The 17,683-nt window shown below is 65.2% G+C and carries 21 protein-coding genes; 8 read left to right on the top strand and 13 right to left on the bottom strand.

Annotated features, from left to right (window positions below; genetic code table 11):
- Positions 1 to 38: 38 nt before the first annotated feature.
- From WMC41_RS14000 to lgt, 4 genes are all read right to left on the bottom strand, one after another.
- Positions 39 to 1,190, bottom strand: coding sequence for a M24 family metallopeptidase (locus WMC41_RS14000; RefSeq protein ID WP_432344061.1), 1,152 nt, complete (start codon positions 1,188 to 1,190; stop codon positions 39 to 41).
- A 37-nt stretch (positions 1,191 to 1,227) separates the two neighbouring features.
- A complete protein-coding gene (pgeF, locus tag WMC41_RS13995) occupies positions 1,228 to 2,019 on the bottom strand; it encodes a peptidoglycan editing factor PgeF (RefSeq protein WP_432344059.1) in 792 nt (263 codons plus the stop codon).
- Positions 2,020 to 2,122: 103 nt separating this feature from the next.
- Positions 2,123 to 3,223: a class I SAM-dependent methyltransferase gene (locus WMC41_RS13990; protein WP_432344057.1), complete on the bottom strand. Its 1,101-nt coding sequence runs from the start codon at positions 3,221 to 3,223 to the stop codon at positions 2,123 to 2,125.
- A 12-nt stretch (positions 3,224 to 3,235) separates the two neighbouring features.
- On the bottom strand, positions 3,236 to 4,048 hold the full coding sequence (gene lgt, locus WMC41_RS13985) for a prolipoprotein diacylglyceryl transferase (RefSeq protein ID WP_432348344.1): 813 nt from the start codon (positions 4,046 to 4,048) through the stop codon (positions 3,236 to 3,238).
- Positions 4,049 to 4,288: 240 nt separating this feature from the next.
- On the opposite strand from lgt, the gene WMC41_RS13980 reads away from it, so the two are divergent.
- The 4 genes from WMC41_RS13980 to WMC41_RS13965 all read left to right on the top strand — a co-directional run bounded on the left by WMC41_RS13980 (position 4,289) and on the right by WMC41_RS13965 (position 6,794).
- Positions 4,289 to 4,546 (top strand): accessory factor UbiK family protein, encoded by a 258-nt coding sequence (locus WMC41_RS13980; protein WP_244767004.1) that lies wholly within the window; start codon positions 4,289 to 4,291, stop codon positions 4,544 to 4,546.
- Between the two features lie 391 nt (positions 4,547 to 4,937).
- Positions 4,938 to 5,438 (top strand): YbjN domain-containing protein, encoded by a 501-nt coding sequence (locus tag WMC41_RS13975; RefSeq protein WP_064330750.1) that lies wholly within the window; start codon positions 4,938 to 4,940, stop codon positions 5,436 to 5,438.
- A gap of 2 nt (positions 5,439 to 5,440) precedes the next feature.
- Complete coding sequence (proC, locus tag WMC41_RS13970; RefSeq protein WP_272806063.1) at positions 5,441 to 6,259, top strand: pyrroline-5-carboxylate reductase; 819 nt, start codon at positions 5,441 to 5,443, stop codon at positions 6,257 to 6,259.
- A gap of 193 nt (positions 6,260 to 6,452) precedes the next feature.
- Entirely contained in the window at positions 6,453 to 6,794 is a 342-nt protein-coding gene (locus tag WMC41_RS13965; protein WP_432344053.1) for a tRNA-binding protein, read from the top strand.
- Between the two features lie 179 nt (positions 6,795 to 6,973).
- Here the strand turns inward: WMC41_RS13965 and WMC41_RS13960 are convergent, their stop codons facing one another.
- From WMC41_RS13960 to WMC41_RS13945, 4 genes are all read right to left on the bottom strand, one after another.
- Positions 6,974 to 7,558 (bottom strand): DUF1349 domain-containing protein, encoded by a 585-nt coding sequence (locus WMC41_RS13960; protein ID WP_432344051.1) that lies wholly within the window; start codon positions 7,556 to 7,558, stop codon positions 6,974 to 6,976.
- Positions 7,559 to 7,635: 77 nt separating this feature from the next.
- A complete protein-coding gene (locus tag WMC41_RS13955) occupies positions 7,636 to 9,018 on the bottom strand; it encodes an ATP-binding protein (protein ID WP_244766999.1) in 1,383 nt (460 codons plus the stop codon).
- A 136-nt stretch (positions 9,019 to 9,154) separates the two neighbouring features.
- Positions 9,155 to 9,862 (bottom strand): response regulator, encoded by a 708-nt coding sequence (locus tag WMC41_RS13950; RefSeq protein WP_244766998.1) that lies wholly within the window; start codon positions 9,860 to 9,862, stop codon positions 9,155 to 9,157.
- A 32-nt stretch (positions 9,863 to 9,894) separates the two neighbouring features.
- Positions 9,895 to 10,371, bottom strand: a complete 477-nt coding sequence (locus WMC41_RS13945) for a MarR family winged helix-turn-helix transcriptional regulator (protein WP_244767160.1) — start codon at positions 10,369 to 10,371, stop codon at positions 9,895 to 9,897.
- Between the two features lie 270 nt (positions 10,372 to 10,641).
- On the opposite strand from WMC41_RS13945, the gene WMC41_RS13940 reads away from it, so the two are divergent.
- Complete coding sequence (locus WMC41_RS13940) at positions 10,642 to 11,529, top strand: branched-chain amino acid aminotransferase (protein ID WP_244766997.1); 888 nt, start codon at positions 10,642 to 10,644, stop codon at positions 11,527 to 11,529.
- 54 nt (positions 11,530 to 11,583) lie between these two features.
- On the opposite strand, the gene WMC41_RS13935 is transcribed toward WMC41_RS13940, so the two are convergent.
- Both WMC41_RS13935 and hppD read right to left on the bottom strand, forming a co-directional pair.
- Positions 11,584 to 11,853, bottom strand: coding sequence for a hypothetical protein (locus WMC41_RS13935; protein WP_244766996.1), 270 nt, complete (start codon positions 11,851 to 11,853; stop codon positions 11,584 to 11,586).
- Between the two features lie 247 nt (positions 11,854 to 12,100).
- Complete coding sequence (gene hppD, locus WMC41_RS13930; RefSeq protein WP_432344047.1) at positions 12,101 to 13,204, bottom strand: 4-hydroxyphenylpyruvate dioxygenase; 1,104 nt, start codon at positions 13,202 to 13,204, stop codon at positions 12,101 to 12,103.
- 87 nt (positions 13,205 to 13,291) lie between these two features.
- On the opposite strand from hppD, the gene WMC41_RS13925 reads away from it, so the two are divergent.
- The 3 genes from WMC41_RS13925 to WMC41_RS13915 all read left to right on the top strand — a co-directional run bounded on the left by WMC41_RS13925 (position 13,292) and on the right by WMC41_RS13915 (position 14,891).
- Positions 13,292 to 13,792: an Lrp/AsnC family transcriptional regulator gene (locus WMC41_RS13925; protein ID WP_432344045.1), complete on the top strand. Its 501-nt coding sequence runs from the start codon at positions 13,292 to 13,294 to the stop codon at positions 13,790 to 13,792.
- A gap of 137 nt (positions 13,793 to 13,929) precedes the next feature.
- Positions 13,930 to 14,094 carry a hypothetical protein gene (locus tag WMC41_RS13920; protein WP_244766993.1) on the top strand — a complete coding sequence of 55 codons (165 nt, stop codon included), beginning with the start codon at positions 13,930 to 13,932 and terminating at the stop codon, positions 14,092 to 14,094.
- 155 nt (positions 14,095 to 14,249) lie between these two features.
- Complete coding sequence (locus tag WMC41_RS13915; RefSeq protein WP_432348342.1) at positions 14,250 to 14,891, top strand: MBL fold metallo-hydrolase; 642 nt, start codon at positions 14,250 to 14,252, stop codon at positions 14,889 to 14,891.
- A gap of 338 nt (positions 14,892 to 15,229) precedes the next feature.
- On the opposite strand, the gene WMC41_RS13910 is transcribed toward WMC41_RS13915, so the two are convergent.
- From WMC41_RS13910 to WMC41_RS13900, 3 genes are all read right to left on the bottom strand, one after another.
- A complete protein-coding gene (locus tag WMC41_RS13910) occupies positions 15,230 to 15,691 on the bottom strand; it encodes a BA14K family protein (protein ID WP_288081429.1) in 462 nt (153 codons plus the stop codon).
- 134 nt (positions 15,692 to 15,825) lie between these two features.
- The gene (locus WMC41_RS13905; RefSeq protein ID WP_064330734.1) at positions 15,826 to 16,041 is read right to left on the bottom strand and encodes a cold-shock protein; all 216 of its coding nucleotides are present in this window, start codon (positions 16,039 to 16,041) and stop codon (positions 15,826 to 15,828) included.
- 459 nt (positions 16,042 to 16,500) lie between these two features.
- Positions 16,501 to 17,652: a PQQ-dependent sugar dehydrogenase gene (locus WMC41_RS13900; RefSeq protein WP_432344042.1), complete on the bottom strand. Its 1,152-nt coding sequence runs from the start codon at positions 17,650 to 17,652 to the stop codon at positions 16,501 to 16,503.
- Positions 17,653 to 17,683 lie beyond the last annotated feature (31 nt).

The following is a 17,683-nucleotide window of genomic DNA, read 5'->3' as shown; positions in this document are numbered from 1 at the left end:
GTCAATCGCGGGATCTTGCGGGGCCTGCGGTTGACCCGTCAGACCTCGATGAAATCGAGACCGTAGCGCGACAGCGCCTTCGGCGTGTCGGTCGTCGTCAGATAGGTCTGGCCGAGCGTCATGGCCGTGCCGCTTTCGGAATCGAGCACGATCGTGTGCACGAAGAGCGACATGTTCGGCTGGATCTCCTGCGGGTTGCCCATCAGGAACATCTGCGGGTCCATCCAGGAGGGCGCAAAGCGCGCGCCGACGGAATAGCCGCAGGTGTTCAGCCGGTGGCGGGCAAGGCCGCGCTCGTCGATGATGCGGGCGAAGGTCTCGAAGACGGTGCCAAAGGTGTTGCCGGGGCGCAGCACCATTTCCATCGCCTGCATGGCCTCGCGGCAGGCGCTGTAGAGCTCGCGGTGGCGGTTGGTCGGCTCGCCGATGATGGCGGTGCGCATCATCGGTGCGTGATAGCGCGCGCTGACGCCAGACCATTCGAGGGTGAGCTGGTCCTCGGCATCGAGCTTGCGCCGGCCGGACTTCGAGCGGCAGAGCAGGGCGTCGGCGCCCGACCCGATGACGAATTCATTGGCGGCATAGTCGCCGCCGGCGGCCAGCACCGCGTTCTGCATGGCCGCGAGGATCGCGGCCTCGTCGCCGCCCGGCACGATGAGGGGCAGGGCGGCGGCCAGCGCATTGTCGGAAAGGGCGGCGGCGCGCTCGACATAGGCGATCTCGGCCGGGCTCTTGATGAGGCGCAGGCGGCTGACGAGGCCCGACGCATCGACGATCTGGCCGAAGCTCTGGAGCTGGTTGTCGAGGAGGCGCGCATTGCGGCCGGTCAGGCCATGCGTGTCGTATTCGACGCCGATGCGGCAGCCGAGCAGGTCGAGATCGGAGAGCAGGTTCTTCAGGTCCATCGTCGGATCGGCGTTGACGCGGTCGATCCAGATTTCGATCTTCTCGATGTTGGAGGTGTGGCGCGCCTGGCGCAGGTCCGCCGAGCGGGTGAGCAGCACCATCTCGCCGGTCGCCTTGACGACGAGCGTCTGGAAGAAGCAGTAACCGAAGGTGTCGTAGCCGGTCAGCCAGTACATGCTCTCCTGTGCGAAGAGCAGCATGGCGTCGATCTTCTCCTCCCGCATGCGGGCGGTGAGGCGCTGGAGCCGGTTGGCGTATTCCTCGCTGTCGAAGTGAAGTGCCATGGCGGTGTCTCCCTCGTCCTGTGTCGTTTTGGGGGCCTCAGCCCCGTAGCATGATCGCCGAAATCTGGCGGCCGTAGTCGGGCTCCTGGCGGTGCGTGGTGCGCCGATAGGAGAAGAAGCGGTCTTCGTCCGGATAGGTGCAGATGTCGAGGTTTTCCGCCGTCACCCCGGCGTCGGTCAGCCGCTGCGTCGTCAGGCCCGGCAGGTCGAACAGGGCATGGCCCGGCTTTTCCGACGGCGTGAAATAGCGTTCATACGCCTTGTCGACGCCGAGGAAACGCTCCACGAATTCCGGCCCGACCTCGTAGTTCCGCCGGCTGATCGAGGGGCCGAGGCTGGCGACGATGTTCCGCCTATGGGCGCCGAGCCGTTCCATCGCCGCGACGGTGCTTTCGAGCACGCCGTAGAGCGCGCCCTTCCAGCCGGCATGGGCGGCGCCGACGACGCGGGCTTCGGGGTCGCAGAAGAGGATCGGGCCGCAATCGGCGGCGAGGACGCCGAGCACCATGCCGGGCGCGGCGCTGACCAGCGCGTCGGCCTGCGGGCGCGCGCCGTCATAGTCGCCGTCGACCACGACGACGTCGGGCGAATGGACCTGGTGCACGGTGGCGAGCCGGTCGGGCGTTACGGAGAACCATCGGGCGACGCGGGCGCGATTCTCCTCGACCTTCCCGCGCTCGTCCTTCGAGCCGAGGCCGACATTGAGGCCGCGGTAGATGCCGTCGGAAACCCCGCCGGCGCGCGTGAAGAAGCCGTGCTGCGCGGCCTTTCCGGCACGCTCCGTCAGAAGCGGGCTTTCGATCGGGGAGGGGAGCGCGTCGTCCTTCATCGGTCTCTCGGCTGGGCTTTGGGCGGCCCGTCGGGCCAAGGATTTCGGCCGGGGCATGCGGGGTGCAAATCGGGCCGGATGTTGTCCGGCCTGACGCCCGGTGTCAATCCGGCTGGCGGAAGGGAAAGAGCGCAAGCGGCGTGCTGCCGACGGCCAAGACCTTGAAAAGATCACCCATTTTGCCGACGCCTGCGCCGGCGAGCCGGTCGACATCGGCAAGAATCGATTGCTGCGTCGCTGCGTCGCGGTTTCGGCCGAGGGCGGAGGCCCGCTCGCCGATGCCGAGGCCGACGAGGAAATCGCCCTGGTGCAGCATGCCGTGCACATGCAGGCCCACGCTTGCCGCCGCACCGGCAAGGCGCTCGAAATCCACATGGCTCGTCAGGTCCGCCTCGCCGGGATGGGCGAGCGGCGGGTCGAAGTCGTGCTTCAGCACCGCCTGCAGCGTATCGCCGAAGCCGGTGACGAAATGGCCGTAGTCGATGATGAGCGCGGTGCCGCCGAAGCGGGCGATGCGCTCGCCGATCGTCGCCATGACGGCTTCGCGGGCCGGCGCGATCTCGAAGATCGTGCCGTTCGGCACCGATTTGTGGCTTTCCGGCAGGAGCGCGGGATCGAGGCCCGCGACGCCGGCGGCAAAGGTCAGCGCGTCATTCGCATCGAGGCCGACGAGGCGCTCGCGGAAGCCGGCCGCGGTCTTGATGAACTGGCGGATCGGGATGGCGTCGAAGAGCTCGTTGGCGGCGAGCAGCACGAAGCCGTCCGGCAGCTCCTCGAAACTGTCGTGCCAGGAGACGCGCGCGGCATGGGTGCCGAGCGTCTCGTGCTGGATGGTGCGCAGCTTCGGGCTGGTCTCGATCAGGTGGATCGTCGCGCTCTCGTAGAGCTGCGGGGCGATCCTTGCCACGACGCGCAGCATGTCGGCCATCATCGTGCCGCGGCCGGGGCCGATCTCGGCGATGCGCACGTCCGCCGGACCGCCGTGCTTCTGCCAGGCATGGACGAGGAAGACGCCGAGCATCTCGCCGAAGAGCTGGCTGACCTCGGGCGCGGTGACGAAGTCGCCGGCGGCGCCGAAGGGGTCGCGGGTGCGGTAGTAGCCGTGTTCGGGATCGGCAAGGCACAGGGCGAAATAATCGGTGACGCTGATCGGGCCGTTGGTGCGGATCAGCGCCTTGATCTTGCGGGCGAGGGGTGTGGGCATTGGCGCGTTCGCTCAGGCACTGGCCGCTGCGGCCGGCTGGGCGCGGAAGATCGCCCAGAGGCCGAGGGCGAGCATCGGCAGCGAGAGCAGCATGCCCATGGTGAGCCAGCCGCCGAGAAGATAGCCGAGCTGGGGGTCCGGCTCGCGGAAGAACTCGACCGTGATGCGCGACAGGGCATAGCCCGCCACGAAGAGGCCGGTGACGAGGCCGGGCCGCTTCAGCGCGGCGAAGCGATAGATGGCGAGCGCGAGCACGACGAGCAGCACGATGCCTTCGAGGCCCGCCTCGTAGAGCTGGCTCGGATGGCGGGCGAAGGGGCCGGCCTCCGGGAAGATCACGGCCCAGGGCGCGTCGGAGAGGCGGCCCCAGAGCTCGCCGTTGACGAAATTGGCGATGCGGCCGAAGAACAGGCCGATCGGCACGACGGCGGCGACGATGTCGAAGAGGCTCCAGACCGGGATGGCGTTGCGCCGGGCGAAGAGGATCATGGCGAGCGTCGTGCCGGCGAGGCCCCCGTGGAAGGACATTCCGCCGTTCCACACCTGCAGGGCGCGCAGCGGATCGGCCGCGACGTTCGGGAAGTCGTAGAACAGGATATAGCCGATGCGGCCGCCGAGAATGATGCCGACGGCGGCCCAGACGAGGAAGTCGTCGAGCTGGGTGCGGCTCATCGGCGCCGCTCCCGCCCACAGGCGCGGCGTCTCGATCAGCCGGCGCGCATAGACCCAGCCCAGCAGGATGCCCACGACATAGGCGATGCCGTACCAGTGCACGGCGACCGGGCCGATGGAAAAGGCGATCGGATCGATCTGCGGATAGGGCATGATGGCGAGGAGTTGGGCAAGGTTCGTCAAGATGGGGCTCTTTTGCGTTTTCGGGCGGAAGATGGCGGCGCCTTGGGGCAGGGTCAAGGCGATAAATCGTGATCGGGGGCGGCGTGACGGCGTGAACCGGCGGCGATCCACCGGAATCCGCTTGCAAGCGGCGGCCTCAGACCCTACCTCAGGGACAAGACGCGGGCGCTGGCGCCCGAAAGGACCATCGACACCCGAGGAGGGCAGACCATGACCACCGGTGCGAACCGCATTCTCGACGACTTCGCCAAGCTGATGACCGATGCCGCCGGCGCCGCGCAGGGCGTGCGCAAGGAGGCCGAGACGATGTTCCGCGCCCAGGCCGAGCGCTTCATCAACGGCATGGACCTCGTCAAGCGCGAGGAATTCGAGGCGGTGCGCGAGATGGCGATCAAGGCGCGGGACGAAAACGATGCGCTCCTGAAGCGCATCGAGGCGCTGGAAGCCCGCCTCAACGCGGGCGGCTGAGCCGTTCCGGCACGGGTTTTGACCGACAGGACTCGGTTGGCGTGATTCACCCCGCGCCAACCGTTTTTTTTAATAAAATTTTTACCCCTGTGGACACTTGCGAAAAGCCCTTTTCGAAGAGTCTCTTAAGCCTTCGACCTGAATCTTTTTCACAACCTCTGTCCACAACCGGACGGAGAAAATGGCAAGCCAGGGGCTGGCGTCGTGACTCCGGCGTTATACACTGATTTTAAATGATGATTCGAGACGGGCAGCGCAAGCTTCGGGCAGGGTAAGTCGTCCAGATTGCGCAAAGTGCCGAGCAATCATTCAGTGTTGTATCCGGAGTACGGTTTGCCGCGTCGTGTGTGTGAGCACGATGTCGCATGCCTTCCGGCCTTGAAGGTGATGCATGAGCCTTATGGAATTGGATATCGGGCGTCAGTCCAACCCGGTCGACATGATCGAGTTCGTCGCAGCCAACAATGACTGGACGTTCGAGCGGTCCGGCGAAGACGAGATCGCGATGACGGTCGAAGGCAAGTGGACGGATTACCACGTCTCCTTCTCCTGGATGGAGGAGTTCGAGGCGCTGCACCTTGCCTGCGCCTTCGACATCAAGGTTCCCGAGAGCCGCGTCAACGAGGTGCATTGCCTGCTCTCGCATGTGAACGGCCAGGTGCTGATGGGCCATTTCGACCTGTGGCGCCGCGAGGATGTCGTGATCTTCCGCCAGTCGCTGCTGCTCGCCGGCGGGGCGGAGCCCACCAACAGGCAGGTCGAGGTGCTGCTGTCCAGCGCGCTTGAAGCCTGCGAGGCCTATTTCCAGGCCTTCCAGTTCGTCGTCTGGTCCGGCATGGACGCCCAGTCCGCCGTCGATGCCGTCCTGTTCGAGACGGTCGGGGAAGCGTAAGGATGACGGTTGCAGGTTCGGGCCCCATCATTCTCATCGGTGCCGGAAACATGGGCGGCGCCATGCTTGCCGGCTGGCTGAAGAGCGGCATTTCCGGTTCCTCGGTCATCGTCATCGATCCCGGCCCGCAGCCGGCCCTGGCGAAGCTGATCGCCGACAACGGCGTGCGCCATGAAACGTCGGCGCCCGAGGGCGTGACGGCCGGGGTGATCTTCGTCGCGGTCAAGCCGCAGGTGATCGACCAGGTGCTGCCGCCGCTGAAGGGGCTCGTCGGGCCGGAGACGGTCATCGTTTCGGTCGCCGCCGGCAAGACGGTCGCCAATCTCGAAAGCCATCTCGGCGCGGCCGCCACGGTGCGCGCCATGCCGAACACGCCGGCCATGATCGGCCGCGGCGTGACGGGCGCCTTTGCCAATGCCCGCGTTTCCGCGGGCCAGCGCGATTTCGTGCATGCCCTTCTCAAGGTGAGCGGCCCCGTCGAATGGGTCGCATCCGAGGGGGATATCGACGCCGTCACGGCGGTCTCGGGCAGCGGCCCGGCCTATGTCTTCTATCTCGTCGAGTGCATGGCGGAGGCAGGACGCAAAGCGGGCCTGCCGGCGGACCTCGCCATGCGGCTCGCACGGGAAACCGTCGCGGGGGCTGGTGAACTGCTTCACCAGTCCCCCGACGACGCCGCGCGCCTGCGCCAGAACGTCACCTCGCCCGGCGGCACAACCGCCGCGGCGCTCGCCGTCCTCATGGCCGAGGACGGCATGCAGCCGCTCTTCGACAAGGCGATCGCCGCCGCCCGCAAGCGCGCCGAGGAACTGGCGGGCTGATCTTTCCGGCCGTTCTCAATTTTTGCCCCTCACCCTAACCCTCTTCCCGTAAACGGGCAGAGGGGACTTGCCCCACGAGGGGTGAGTGATCTGGGAACGCGGTGCGGCATATCCCCTTCTCCCCGCTTGCGGGGAGAAGGTCGCGGCAGCGGGATGAGGGGCCAGGGCAAATGCTGTAACGCGAGGATTTCTCATGACCGAGACCATTAGCTACGCCGATTTCGAACGGGTCGACATCCGCGCCGGCACCATCATCGAGGCGCTGCCGTTCCCGGAGGCGCGCAAGCCCGCCTACAAGCTGACGATCGACTTCGGCCCCGAGATCGGCATCAAGAAGTCCTCGGCGCAGATCACCGTGCACTATGCGCTGGAAGACCTCGTCGGCCGCCAGGTGCTGGCCGTCGTCAACTTCCCGCCGCGCCAGATCGGTCCGGTGCGCTCGGAAGTGCTGACGCTCGGCTTCGAGGACGAGACCGGCGCCATCGTCCTTGCCGGCGTCGAACGGCCGGTGCCGAACGGCAGGAAGATGTGCTGATTCAGGGAATAGACGGCCTGCCCTGCCACACCCACAACGTCATCCTCGGCCTTCGAGCCGAGGATCCATGCTCCCGGGTGTGGATGCTCGGCTCGAAGGCCGAGGATGACGGAGGGGGGGTGGGGGCCCTTGTGCGAGAGAGGTGAAGGCGACTGTCTTGGGGAGAACGGACTTTTGTTCTAATGAATATCCCGCGACAGGGGCGGTCCCAGCCGGAACTCCGTGAATTCCGCCTCGAAACCCTCGCGCTGCGGCGAGCAGGCCATCAGGCCGACCGAAAGGTCCGAAAGCTCCGGCGGGAAATAGGCAAGGCGCGCCATGCGCCAGTCCGTCATGGCATCCGTCCGATACTGGATAAAGAGTGCATCGCCGTTGCGCGTCACGCGCACGGACATCGCCTCGAAATCATGATCGATGCGGAAGGCGGACCAGTCGGAATGGCCGCGTGTCACCACCACGCTGAAATGTTTTGCGCCGTCGGTGAACTCGATGCCGCATTTCATCCAGGTCGTCTCGTCGTGGCGGACCATCAGGCCGGCCTGGTCGTAGAGCGTCTCGTAGCGGCCGGAAAAGGTCGTCTCCAGTGTGAAATCGCCGGTCCAGGGGCGGTGCAGGAAATGGCCGCTGTCCGGCTGGAAGCCGTAATAGGTGCGCTGCCAGAAATCGCTCTCAAGACCGGTGCGGACATGGAGGCGGCCGTCGCGGATCGCGCTTTCGGCCGGCGGGTTGAGCCAGGCCAGGCCGTCGAAAGTGGATATGCTCATAGGCTCGGCCCCTTCTCGGTTCCTGTTCTTGCCGCACTACCCGGCAACGAAGCGATGCCGGTTCGGCTGGAAATGCCCTATGCGGGAATGCGGATCGTCGCGCGAAGGCCGCCCATCGGGCTGTCCGACAGCGTGACATTGCCGCCGTGGCTGCGGGCGATGTCGCGGGCGATGGCAAGGCCGAGGCCGGTACCCGATGCATCGAGATTGCGCGCCTCGTCGAGCCGGAAGAACGGCTTGAACACATCGTCGCGCGAGCGCTCGGGAATGCCGGGGCCGTCGTCGTCGACGGTGATGGTCAGCCATTTCGAGCGGTGGCGCGCCTCGACATGCACGGTCTTGGCATAGCGCATGGAATTGGAGACGAGGTTTCCGACGAGGCGGCTGAAGGCGTTCGGCCGCACCATGACCTCGTCCTCGCCGTCGATCTCGCTGGAGAAGGCGCGTTCGTGCAACTCCGCCTCCATGGCGAACTTGTCGAAGAGGTCGGTGAGCCGCAGCCGGCCGACGTCCTCCTCCACGTCGCCGCGCGCGAAGGAGAGGTATCCCTCGAGCATGGTCTGCATGTCCGCGACATCCTTGTTGAGGCCCTGCAGGTCGGGATTGTCACCGGCAAGCGCGAGCTGCAGCTTGAAGCGGGTGAGGATGGTGCGCAGGTCGTGGCTGACGCCGGTCAGCATGGCCGTGCGCTGCTCCATCTGCCGCTCGATGCGCTCGCGCATGAGGATGAAGGCAAGGCCGGCGCGGCGCACCTCGTCCGCCCCGCGCGGCGCGAAGTCCTCCGGCATCTTCTGGCCCTTGCCGAAGCTCTCCGCCGCCTGCGCCAGCGTCAGGATCGGCCGGATCTGGCCGCGCAGGAAGAGGATGGAGATGGTGATCAGCACCAGCGAGGTGCCGACCATCCAGAGCAGGAAGATATGCGTGTTCGAGGCATAGGCCTGGTTGCGCCGCGCATAGACGCGCAGGATCTTATTGTCGAGCAGGATGCGGATTTCGACGAGATTGCTTTCGCCGACCGTGTCGATCCAGAACGGGCGGCGGATCTGCCGCACGATCTCCTCGCTCAGGATCTCGTCGAGGATGTTGAAGAAGGGTTTGGTGCGCGGGGCGGGCAGTTCCGTGCCGGGCTCGATGGCGATGTTGAGCTCCAGCCGCTCGCGCGCGATGCGCGTGATCTCGGAATAGTTGGCATCCTGCGGATAGGTGTCGATGAGATCGATGATGGCGGCGATGTCGCGGGTGACGGCCGTCGAAAGGCGCTGGGTGACGAGCTGCCAGTGGCGCTCCATGAAGACGAAGGCGACGACCGACTGGAGCAGCACCATCGGGATGATGATGATGAGCAGCGAGCGGGCATAGAGGCCCGTCGGCATCTGCCGGCGCAGCCAGCGGGCAAGGCGCTTCCAGCCGGCCGCCGGCGCGCGTTCGATATCCCGCTTGAAGCTCTCGAAGGTGGTCATGGGACCGGATTTTCCACGATGGTGCAGCGACGATTGTGCGAGTCGCGCCAAGACCTTGCCGCAAGGCCTTCATCATGCGGATGCGCGCGGAAAGCCGCGTTGAACCTCTTCTTGAATTGGACTCGGCAGCGCACGGTCAGCCTTGCTCCACGCTCAATCGATAGCCGATGCCGCGTACGGTCTGCAGCCACACCGGGTTGGACGGGTCGTCCTCGATCTTACGCCTCAAGCGATTGATCTGCACGTCGATTGTGCGTTCGCCCACTTCTGTTTCTTCGCCGATCAGCTCGTGGCGCGGAATGGTCTCGCCCGCGCGCAGCGAGAACAGCAGCATGATCTCCTGTTCGCGGTCGGTGAGGCGGATGGCGTCGCTGCCGCGCTTCAGCTCCTTGCGCACGATGGAGAAGGTGTAGGGGCCGAACATGACCTGTTCGATCTTCGGCGTCACCGGCGCGGCGTTGCGCTTCAGGATGTTGTTGATGCGCAGCACCAGTTCGCGCGGCTCGAAGGGCTTGGAGAGGTAATCGTCGGCGCCGGCCTCGAGGCCCTCGATGCGGGCCTTCGATTCGGCGAGCGCCGTCAGCATCAGGATCGGCACGGGGCGGATTTCGCGCAGGCTCTTCGTCAGCGACAGGCCGCTTTCACCGGGCATCATCACGTCCATGATGATGAGGTCGAAGTCGAGCCCGCGCAGCTTGCGCCGCGCCTCGTCCGCATCGGCGGCGACGGTGACGCGAAAACCCTCGCCCATCAGGTAGCGGTTGAGCAGATCGCGGATGCGGGTGTCGTCGTCGACGACGAGGAGATGGGATGCATCGTCGGAAGGCGTGCCGGCAGCGGTCATCGTCTGTCCTGCCTTTTCTGCTTTTCAGTCGTTCATTCGCTCTTGGCGTTCTGCATGCCGGTGAGGAACTGGATCACCACCCGGCGCTCGTCCGCGCTCATCGCCTCAAATGCACGGGCGATGCGGCGGGATTGCGGCTCGGCGAGCGCCAGTGCCAGCTCCCGTCCGGCCCGCGTCGGATAGAGCTTGCGCTGGCGGCGGTCTTCGGGGCCGGCCACCTGCTGGATATAGCCGGAATCGATGAGCTGCTTCAAGACGCGCGCCAGGCTCTGCTTGGTGATCTTCAGCGTGTCGAGCAGGTCGGCGACCGTCATGCCGGGCTCGCGGTTGACAAAGTGCACGACCCGGTGATGGGCACGGCCGAAGCCGCTCTTTTCCAGGATCGCGTCGGGATCGGAAATGAAGTCGCGATAGGCGAAGAAGAAGCCCTCGATGATCTCGAAATCGATGCGGCCGCCGCCCGTCATGGCGTCGTGGTGCAGCTCGCTCACGCCGTTCTTGTCCGGCATCTGTCGCGCCACGTTGTCATTTCCTTTCATGCCTTGCCGTCTCCGCGTAATTTATAGCAAAATATGTCAGCTTTGTTGACATATTTTGCCACCCTTGTTAGGGTCCCGCGCATCGTGCGGTTCCCGGGCGCCGAAGAAATCCGGTGTTTTTCCGATCCCCAATCTGGATTACGCTTGTGATCGGGTAATCCAGGCCCGTTTCTGGTTAGACCGTAACGGGCGAAACAATCAACTTGAAAGAATGGCGCGGACGCGCCGGAGGATGAGACGATGGCAGTTCCTTTCGATCAACTGGACGGACAAATCTGGTTCAACGGCGAGTTCGTCGACTGGAAGGACGCGAAGATCCACGTGCTGACGCACGGCCTGCACTATGCGAGCGCGGTGTTCGAAGGCGAGCGCGCCTATGGCGGGCGCATCTTCAAGCTCACCGAGCATAATCAGCGCCTGCACACGTCCGCCGAGATCCTCGGCTTCAAGATTCCCTATTCCGTGGAGGAGCTGGACGCGGCGAGCATCGAGCTCCTGAAGCGCCAGGGCTTTTCCGAGGCCTATGCGCGGCCGATCGCCTGGCGCGGCTCGGAGATGATGGGCGTTTCGGCGCAGAACAACCGCATCAACGTCGCCATCGCCATCTGGCAGTGGGGCAGCTACTTCAACCCGGCCGAAAAGCTGAAGGGCATCCGCCTCGACATCGCCGAGTACCGCCGCCCCGACCCGAGGACCGCGCCCTCGAAGTCGAAGGCCGCCGGCCTCTACATGATCTGCACGATCTCCAAGCACGCCGCCGAAGCCAAGGGCTATGCGGATGCGATGATGCTCGACTATCGCGGCCAGGTGGCGGAGGCCACGGGCGCCAACATCTTTTTCGTCAAGGACGGCGTCATCCACACGCCGGTGCCGGACTGCTTCCTCGACGGCATCACGCGCCGCACGGTCATCGAGCTTGCCAAGCGCCGCGGCTACCAGGTGGTCGAGCGGGCGATCCTGCCGGAAGAGCTTTCGGACTTCTCCGAGTGCTTCCTCACGGGGTCGGCGGCGGAAGTGACGCCGGTTTCGGAAATCGGCCCCTACCGCTTCACGCCGGGCACGATCTGCGAAACGCTGATGAACGACTACATGAAGGAAGTGTATCCGGTCGCCGCCGCCGCGGAGTGAGCGGCTAATCCGGGTGATGAACCGGGCGGCCCTTTCGGGCCGCCTTTCGTTTGCTCAGGCCGGCTTCTTGCCCAGCACCGCGCCGACGATCGCCGTCAGCACGCCGCCGCCGACGAGGCCGCCGATGCCGTCGGCGACGAGGCCCGAGAGGCCGGCTTCCCCGCCCAGCATCTGCAGGAGAAAGCCGCCGCCGACACCACCGATGGCGCCGACGATGGTGCGGACGATCGCGCTCACGGCCGCCTGTTTCAGGGCGGCGCCGGCCACGTTGCCGCCAATGGCACCGGCGATGAGCTGCGTGATGATGGGCATCAATGCTTCCATGACTTCCCCTCCGAAAGGTCCGCCCGGAATGGAGAGTGATCCGGACCGAACACTTGCCTCGCTACCGGGGCGCGGCCTGGAGCCCGCGCGCCCGTTGCCGAAAAATTCGGCACCGGCAACGTGCGGACAAAACTGGGATAAGTCAATTTGCCCGTGTGCTCCTGCACCGGAGTTTTTTTGAACGAAAAGAGGCGGCCGCTCAGCGACCGCCTCTTCCTTCCCCGCAGTGGCTTGGTTGCCGCGGTTGTTATTCTGCTGCGATGACGCCCCGGCGGATCTGGTCTTCCTCGATCGATTCGAAGAGTGCCCGGAAGTTGCCCTCGCCAAAGCCTTCGTCACCCTTGCGCTGGATGAATTCGAAGAAGATCGGGCCGATTACGGTCTTCGAGAAGATCTGGAGCAGGATCTTCGTCATGCCGCCGTCGATGACGCCTTCGCCGTCGATCAGGATGCCGTGCTTCTTCATGCGCTCGACCGGCTCTTCATGGCCGACGACGCGCACATAGGAGCGGTCGTAATAGTTGTCCGGCGGGCCGGGCATGAACTTCACGCCGTTGTCGGCCAGCCTGTCGGTGGCGTCGTAGATCGCGTCCGTGCCGACGGCGATGTGCTGGATGCCTTCGCCCTTGTACTTCTTCAGGTATTCGACGATCTGGCTCGTCTCGTCCTTCGATTCGTTGAGCGGAATGCGGATCTTGCCGCAGGGCGAGGTGATGGCGCGCGAGACGAGGCCGGTGATGCGGCCGTCAATGTCGAAGAAGTGGATCTGCTTGAAGCCGAACAGCTCGCGGTAGAAGTCCCACCACTTGTCCATGTTGCCGCGATAGACATTGTGGGTGAGGTGATCGAGATAGTAGAAGCCGACGCCGGCCGGTTTCGGGTCGCGCTCGCCCGTCCAGTCGAATTCCGCGTCATAGGCGGAGCCCTTGGCGCCGTATTTCTCGACGAAGTAGAGCAGCGAGCCGCCGATGCCGACGATGGCGGGCACGTCGAGCGCCTTGTCTTCGCCTTCATAGGGCGTCGCGCCCTTGGAGACGGCATGGGCGAAGGCGTGTTTCGCATCGACCACGCGCCAGGCCATGGAGGCGGCGCACGGGCCGTGCAGGCCGGCGAATGTCATGGCGTGCGAGCCGGGCTCGGCATTGATGACATAGTTGATGTCGCCCTGGCGCCAGACGGAGATCGCCTTGGTGCGGTGGGTCGCGACCTTGCTGTAGCCCATGCGGGCGAACAGCTCTTCCAGCTTTTCCGGCTCGGGATGGGCGAATTCGACGAACTCGAACCCATCGGTCCCGGCCGGGTTGTCGGCGGTGATCAGCGCCGGCGGTGCGTCATGCGGGAAAGGGCCCATCCTTCGTCCTCCTCGATGGTGATGGCGGGAAGTATGGCGCGTCTTCCATGCAATGTGCATGCATAGTGCTTGCGCTTTGGCAATTTCATGCGATCTTCGTGCATCATATGGAGATTTGGAGGGAAATCCGTGCAACTGGACGACTTCGACCGTAAACTGCTCGCGCATCTGCAGGAGGATGCGCGCCTGACGAACAACGAACTGTCCGAGCGCATCCATCTTTCCCCCTCGCAATGTTCGCGCCGGCGCATCCGGCTGGAGGAGGAGGGCATCATCCGTGCCTACCGGGCGGAGCTCGACCGCGAGAAGCTCGATCTCGGCATCGTCATCGTCGTCACGGTGACGCTTTCGACGCACAACCGCGACAATGCGGTGCGCTTCGCGCGGCTGATCTCCAACCTGCCGGAAGTGCTGGAGGCTTTTTCGCTGACGGGGGAGATGGACTATATCATCAAGGTGGTCGTGCCGAACCTCAAGGCGCTGTCGGCCTTCGTCAATGATGTGCTGCTGCCGCACGAATCCGTTTCGCATGTGAAGACCGCCATCGTGCTCGATACGCTGAAGGAGACGATGGCGCTGCCGCTCTGAGCACTGTTGCCGGTGTGCAACAGTGATCCCCGTTGCCCTGTTCCCGCGGGAACACGTCCGACTCTGCCGCCGTTGTAGAAACCGATCACAACGAACGAGACAGCGCCGAGCACGGCCGACAGTCAGGGAACAGGATCATGCAGACGAACACCCCGAAACAGGACAACCCGGTCGCCAATCGCCTTCGCCCGGTCGTCTACCTCTATGCCGCGGTCAACATCGCCGTTGTGGCGCTGCTTTTCTCCACCGTCTCGCCGACGCTGGCGACCGGCCCCGCGCAGGAGATCGCCAGCCTGCGCTGAGCCGGCGCCCGGTCTTCGCGCGGGCCGCCGCATGATCTTGGAGTCGGTTGAAGGGCTTATGCGCAAGACCTGACGTTCTGCAGCATGCTTTGCGCGCGGCGCCGTAATGGCTATATCAGGCGCAACGCGGCACTTTGAGCGAGGACCCCATGGGCATGCTTCAGGCGGGCATCATTCCCGTCACCCCCTTCCAGCAGAACTGCACCATTCTCTTCGACAGCGAGACGAAGGAGGGCGTGGTCGTCGATCCGGGCGGTGATGTCGACGTGATCCTCAACACGCTCAAGGAGAACGGCATCACGGTGAAGGCGATCTGGCTGACGCATGGCCATATCGATCATGCCGGCGGCGCCAAGGAACTGAAGGAGGCGCTCGGCGTCGACATCGTCGGGCCGCACAAGGACGACCTGTCGCTGCTGCAGCGGCTGGAGGCACAGGCCTCGATGTTCGGCGTGCCGATGAAGGTGAGCAATGTCGTGCCGGACCGCTGGCTCGAGGACGGCGACACGGTATCCTTCGGCGACCACACGTTCGAGGTCTACCACACGCCCGGCCATGCGCCGGGCCACGTCATCTATTTCCACCGCGGCCAGGGCTTCGGCCATCTCGGCGACGTGCTCTTCCACGGCTCGATCGGCCGCACGGACCTGCCGGGCGGCAACCACCAGCAGCTCCTGGAGTCCATCCGCGACAAGGTGTTCCCGCTCGGCGACGAGGTCGGCTTCCTCTGCGGACACGGGCCGGGCGGCAAGATCGGCGAGGAGCGGCGCAGCAATCCGTTCCTGCGCGGGCTTTAAAGACAAAGGCGCGTGCCGTTATGGTCAGGCCCGACCCATCACGCTCCGGGCACCGCGGTAGATCCTCGGGTCGAGCCCGAGGATGACGCCGGGGGGTGGGGTGAGGTCGCCAAAAAAATCAAGGCGGACACCGTGCCGCGCCTGTCGGGCCGTTGATGATTTCCGCCAAACCTCTCCTCCGTCGTGGTCGGGCTTGACCCGGCCATCCATGCTCCGGGCACGCTGGCGGATCCTCCGGCCATGCCCGAGGATGACGTCGCGCGTGGGGTTGGGATCGGCAAAAAACCAAGGCGGGCGCCGTGATGGCGCCCGCCTCTCGATGCCGGTCCGGTCCGGCCTCAGCCGGCGGTGCAGAAATGCTCCAGCCCGTCATAGCCGACGAAGGTGCCGGTGCGCGGGTTGAACGAGCGGTAGCGCTGGGCGCAGTAATCGTACCAGGATTGCGTCCACGGCTCATAGGTCGGCACGACCACGCGCTCGCGGTAGATCACGCGCGGCTCGGGCTCGGGGTAATAATCCGGCTCGACATAGACGCGGCGTTCCTCGTAACGCGGCTGGGAGGCGATCGCGCCGCCGATGATCAGGCCGGTGGCAAGGCCGAGCGCACCGCCGACGACAGCGTCGCGGCCATGGTCGCGGTCGCGGTGATGGCGGCGCGGCTTGCGGTATTCATAGGTATCGCCTTCGCGCCAGTAGCCATCGCGGTTGCGGTCACGCGCTTCAACGACGCCGGTCGTTGCGGTGAGGGTCGTCGCGGCGACGGCGGCGGACAGCACCAGGGTCTTGAGAAACTTGTTCATGACGTCTTTCCCTACGCTCCGGCCCAATGCCGGCTGATGGCGAGGAAACTAGACAAACGAGGCTGAATGGCGGCTGAACGAAAAAACCCGGCATCTCTGCCGGGCTTCAACTGAAATTCCTGAAAGCCGCTGGATCAGCCGGCGATCTGCAGGTTGACCGCCTTCGGGCCTTTGCCGCGGCGATCGGGTTCCGTGTCGAAGCTTACCTTCTGGTTCTCGGAAAGGCCGTTCAGGCCGGAGGCCTGCACAGCGGAAATGTGTACGAAGATATCCGCACCACCGTTGTCGGGCTTGATGAAGCCAAAGCCCTTCTCGGTGTTGAAGAATTTTACGGTGCCAGTCTCGGCCATGCGTCAGGTCCTTTTCTCTCTGCCCGTATATTTGGCGGCGGGCAGCATATCAGTTTTGCCCCAAGGGGCGTTAGGCAGGCAGTTCTCGAGGTTGAGGAAAGGGTCCTGTTTTCACCGCAGCCAGCCAGCCAGATAGTCCCGTGGACCGTCCGGATCTTGGCTGCCCGGAATTGTTTCGCGTCTCCGGCGCGCTTTTATTCAAGGTCTTCCCGTGTTCGCAAATTGCCCGAACGGCGCAAGAGTGATGTGTTTGCGTTAAATTGGCAAGCAAAAGTTTTGCCGCCGGTTTGCCGCGCCTCACTTTGGTCAAATTCCGGGCGATTGCCGAAAAAACCCGCAGGCTCTGCGGGGCTTTGCAGTTTTCGTATGATTTATATTGCGCTACCGAAGGAAGGGCTGTGCATGTGCGGTGCCGCCATATTTGGGCGGACGCGGCCGGCCAGCCAAGGCCAGATGATGTCAGTCCGTCGTGGTCGAGCGCGAGACGCGCAGCAGCGCGCCGTTCGTATCGTCCGTCACGAGCAGCAGCGCGCCGTCGGGCGCCACGATGACATCGCGGATGCGGCCGAATTCGCCGCCGAACATCCGCTCCTCCGCGACGATGGCGCCGCTTTCATCGCGCTCCAGCCGGGCGACGAGCTGGTATTTGAGGGCGGTGACGATCAGGTTGCCCTCCCATTCCGGGAACATCGCGCCGCGATAGACGGCGATGGCGCCCGGCGCGATGGACGGGTCCCAATAATAGAGAGGCGGCTCGAACCCTTCCGCCGCCGAGCCGAGATCGAACTCCGCGCCGGAATAATGCCTGCCGTAGGAGACGAGGGGCCAGCCATAGTTGCGGCCGGGCTGCGGGGCGTTGATCTCGTCGCCGCCGCGCGCGCCGTGCTCGACGGTGAGCAGCGTGCCGTCCTTCGGGTCGATGGTCAGGCCCTGCGGGTTGCGGTGGCCCTTCGACCAGATCTCCGCCAGCCCCTCGGCGCTGCCGAGGAACGGGTTGTCGGCATGCGGGCTGCCGTCCGGGTTGATGTGCAGGATGGCGCCGGCATGGTCGCGCGGGTCCTGCGCGCGGGGCCCTTGGCCTCGGTCGCCGATGCCGAAGAACAGGCTGCCGTCCCCGGCGATGGCGATGCGCGAGCCGAAATGCTGGCCGCGCGCGGTGAGGCGGTTCATCAGGAAGATGCGCGTCGTGTCCTCCAGCGCCGTGCCATCGGCCGAAAGCCTCGCCCTGGCCACTGCCGTGCCGGAGCCGCCATTGCCGCGGGCGCTGTAGGTCATATAGAGCGTGCGGCTGCCGGCGAAATCCGGGGCGAGCGCGATGTCGAGCAGGCCGCCCTGGCCGGTGGTCGAGACTTCGGGCACGCCGCGAAGCGGGGCGGAGACCTTTCCGTCGCGCACGAGGCGGAGCGTGCCGCCCTTTTCGGAAACGAGGTAGGCGCCGTCGGGCAGGACCTCGACGGACCAGGGCTGTTTCAGGCCCGTCGCCAGCGTCTCGACGACGAGCGCGGCCTTCTTGCTGGGGATTTCGCGGGTTTCGGCGGCGGATGCGGGGGAGGCCAGAAGCGTCGCGGTCAGGAGGAGCGTCGCGGCGGTGCCCGCCAAAATGCCTTTCAAGGGCCGATTGTCCTGTCGCATCGCCGTCTCC

This window comes from Shinella yambaruensis, assembly GCF_050859155.1.
In the GTDB taxonomy this organism is placed as follows: Bacteria; Pseudomonadota; Alphaproteobacteria; order Rhizobiales; family Rhizobiaceae; genus Shinella; species Shinella yambaruensis.
This window is presented reverse-complemented; position numbering and strand designations above follow the sequence as displayed.

Coding starts and splice junctions, on each gene's coding strand:
- WMC41_RS14000 (WP_432344061.1), bottom strand. CDS start 1,190: ATGGCACTTCACTTCGACAGCGAGGAATACGCCAACCGGCTCCAGCGC.
- WMC41_RS13950 (WP_244766998.1), bottom strand. CDS start 9,862: ATGACCGCTGCCGGCACGCCTTCCGACGATGCATCCCATCTCCTCGTC.
- WMC41_RS13975 (WP_064330750.1), top strand. CDS start 4,938: ATGAGCCTTATGGAATTGGATATCGGGCGTCAGTCCAACCCGGTCGAC.
- WMC41_RS13980 (WP_244767004.1), top strand. CDS start 4,289: ATGACCACCGGTGCGAACCGCATTCTCGACGACTTCGCCAAGCTGATG.
- WMC41_RS13935 (WP_244766996.1), bottom strand. CDS start 11,853: ATGGAAGCATTGATGCCCATCATCACGCAGCTCATCGCCGGTGCCATT.
- WMC41_RS13915 (WP_432348342.1), top strand. CDS start 14,250: ATGCTTCAGGCGGGCATCATTCCCGTCACCCCCTTCCAGCAGAACTGC.
- lgt (WP_432348344.1), bottom strand. CDS start 4,048: ATGCCCTATCCGCAGATCGATCCGATCGCCTTTTCCATCGGCCCGGTC.
- WMC41_RS13955 (WP_244766999.1), bottom strand. CDS start 9,018: ATGACCACCTTCGAGAGCTTCAAGCGGGATATCGAACGCGCGCCGGCG.
- proC (WP_272806063.1), top strand. CDS start 5,441: ATGACGGTTGCAGGTTCGGGCCCCATCATTCTCATCGGTGCCGGAAAC.
- WMC41_RS13990 (WP_432344057.1), bottom strand. CDS start 3,223: ATGCCCACACCCCTCGCCCGCAAGATCAAGGCGCTGATCCGCACCAAC.
- hppD (WP_432344047.1), bottom strand. CDS start 13,204: ATGGGCCCTTTCCCGCATGACGCACCGCCGGCGCTGATCACCGCCGAC.
- WMC41_RS13945 (WP_244767160.1), bottom strand. CDS start 10,371: ATGCCGGACAAGAACGGCGTGAGCGAGCTGCACCACGACGCCATGACG.
- WMC41_RS13965 (WP_432344053.1), top strand. CDS start 6,453: ATGACCGAGACCATTAGCTACGCCGATTTCGAACGGGTCGACATCCGC.
- WMC41_RS13925 (WP_432344045.1), top strand. CDS start 13,292: ATGCGATCTTCGTGCATCATATGGAGATTTGGAGGGAAATCCGTGCAA.
- WMC41_RS13910 (WP_288081429.1), bottom strand. CDS start 15,691: ATGAACAAGTTTCTCAAGACCCTGGTGCTGTCCGCCGCCGTCGCCGCG.
- WMC41_RS13920 (WP_244766993.1), top strand. CDS start 13,930: ATGCAGACGAACACCCCGAAACAGGACAACCCGGTCGCCAATCGCCTT.
- WMC41_RS13905 (WP_064330734.1), bottom strand. CDS start 16,041: ATGGCCGAGACTGGCACCGTAAAATTCTTCAACACCGAGAAGGGCTTT.
- pgeF (WP_432344059.1), bottom strand. CDS start 2,019: ATGAAGGACGACGCGCTCCCCTCCCCGATCGAAAGCCCGCTTCTGACG.
- WMC41_RS13940 (WP_244766997.1), top strand. CDS start 10,642: ATGGCAGTTCCTTTCGATCAACTGGACGGACAAATCTGGTTCAACGGC.
- WMC41_RS13960 (WP_432344051.1), bottom strand. CDS start 7,558: ATGAGCATATCCACTTTCGACGGCCTGGCCTGGCTCAACCCGCCGGCC.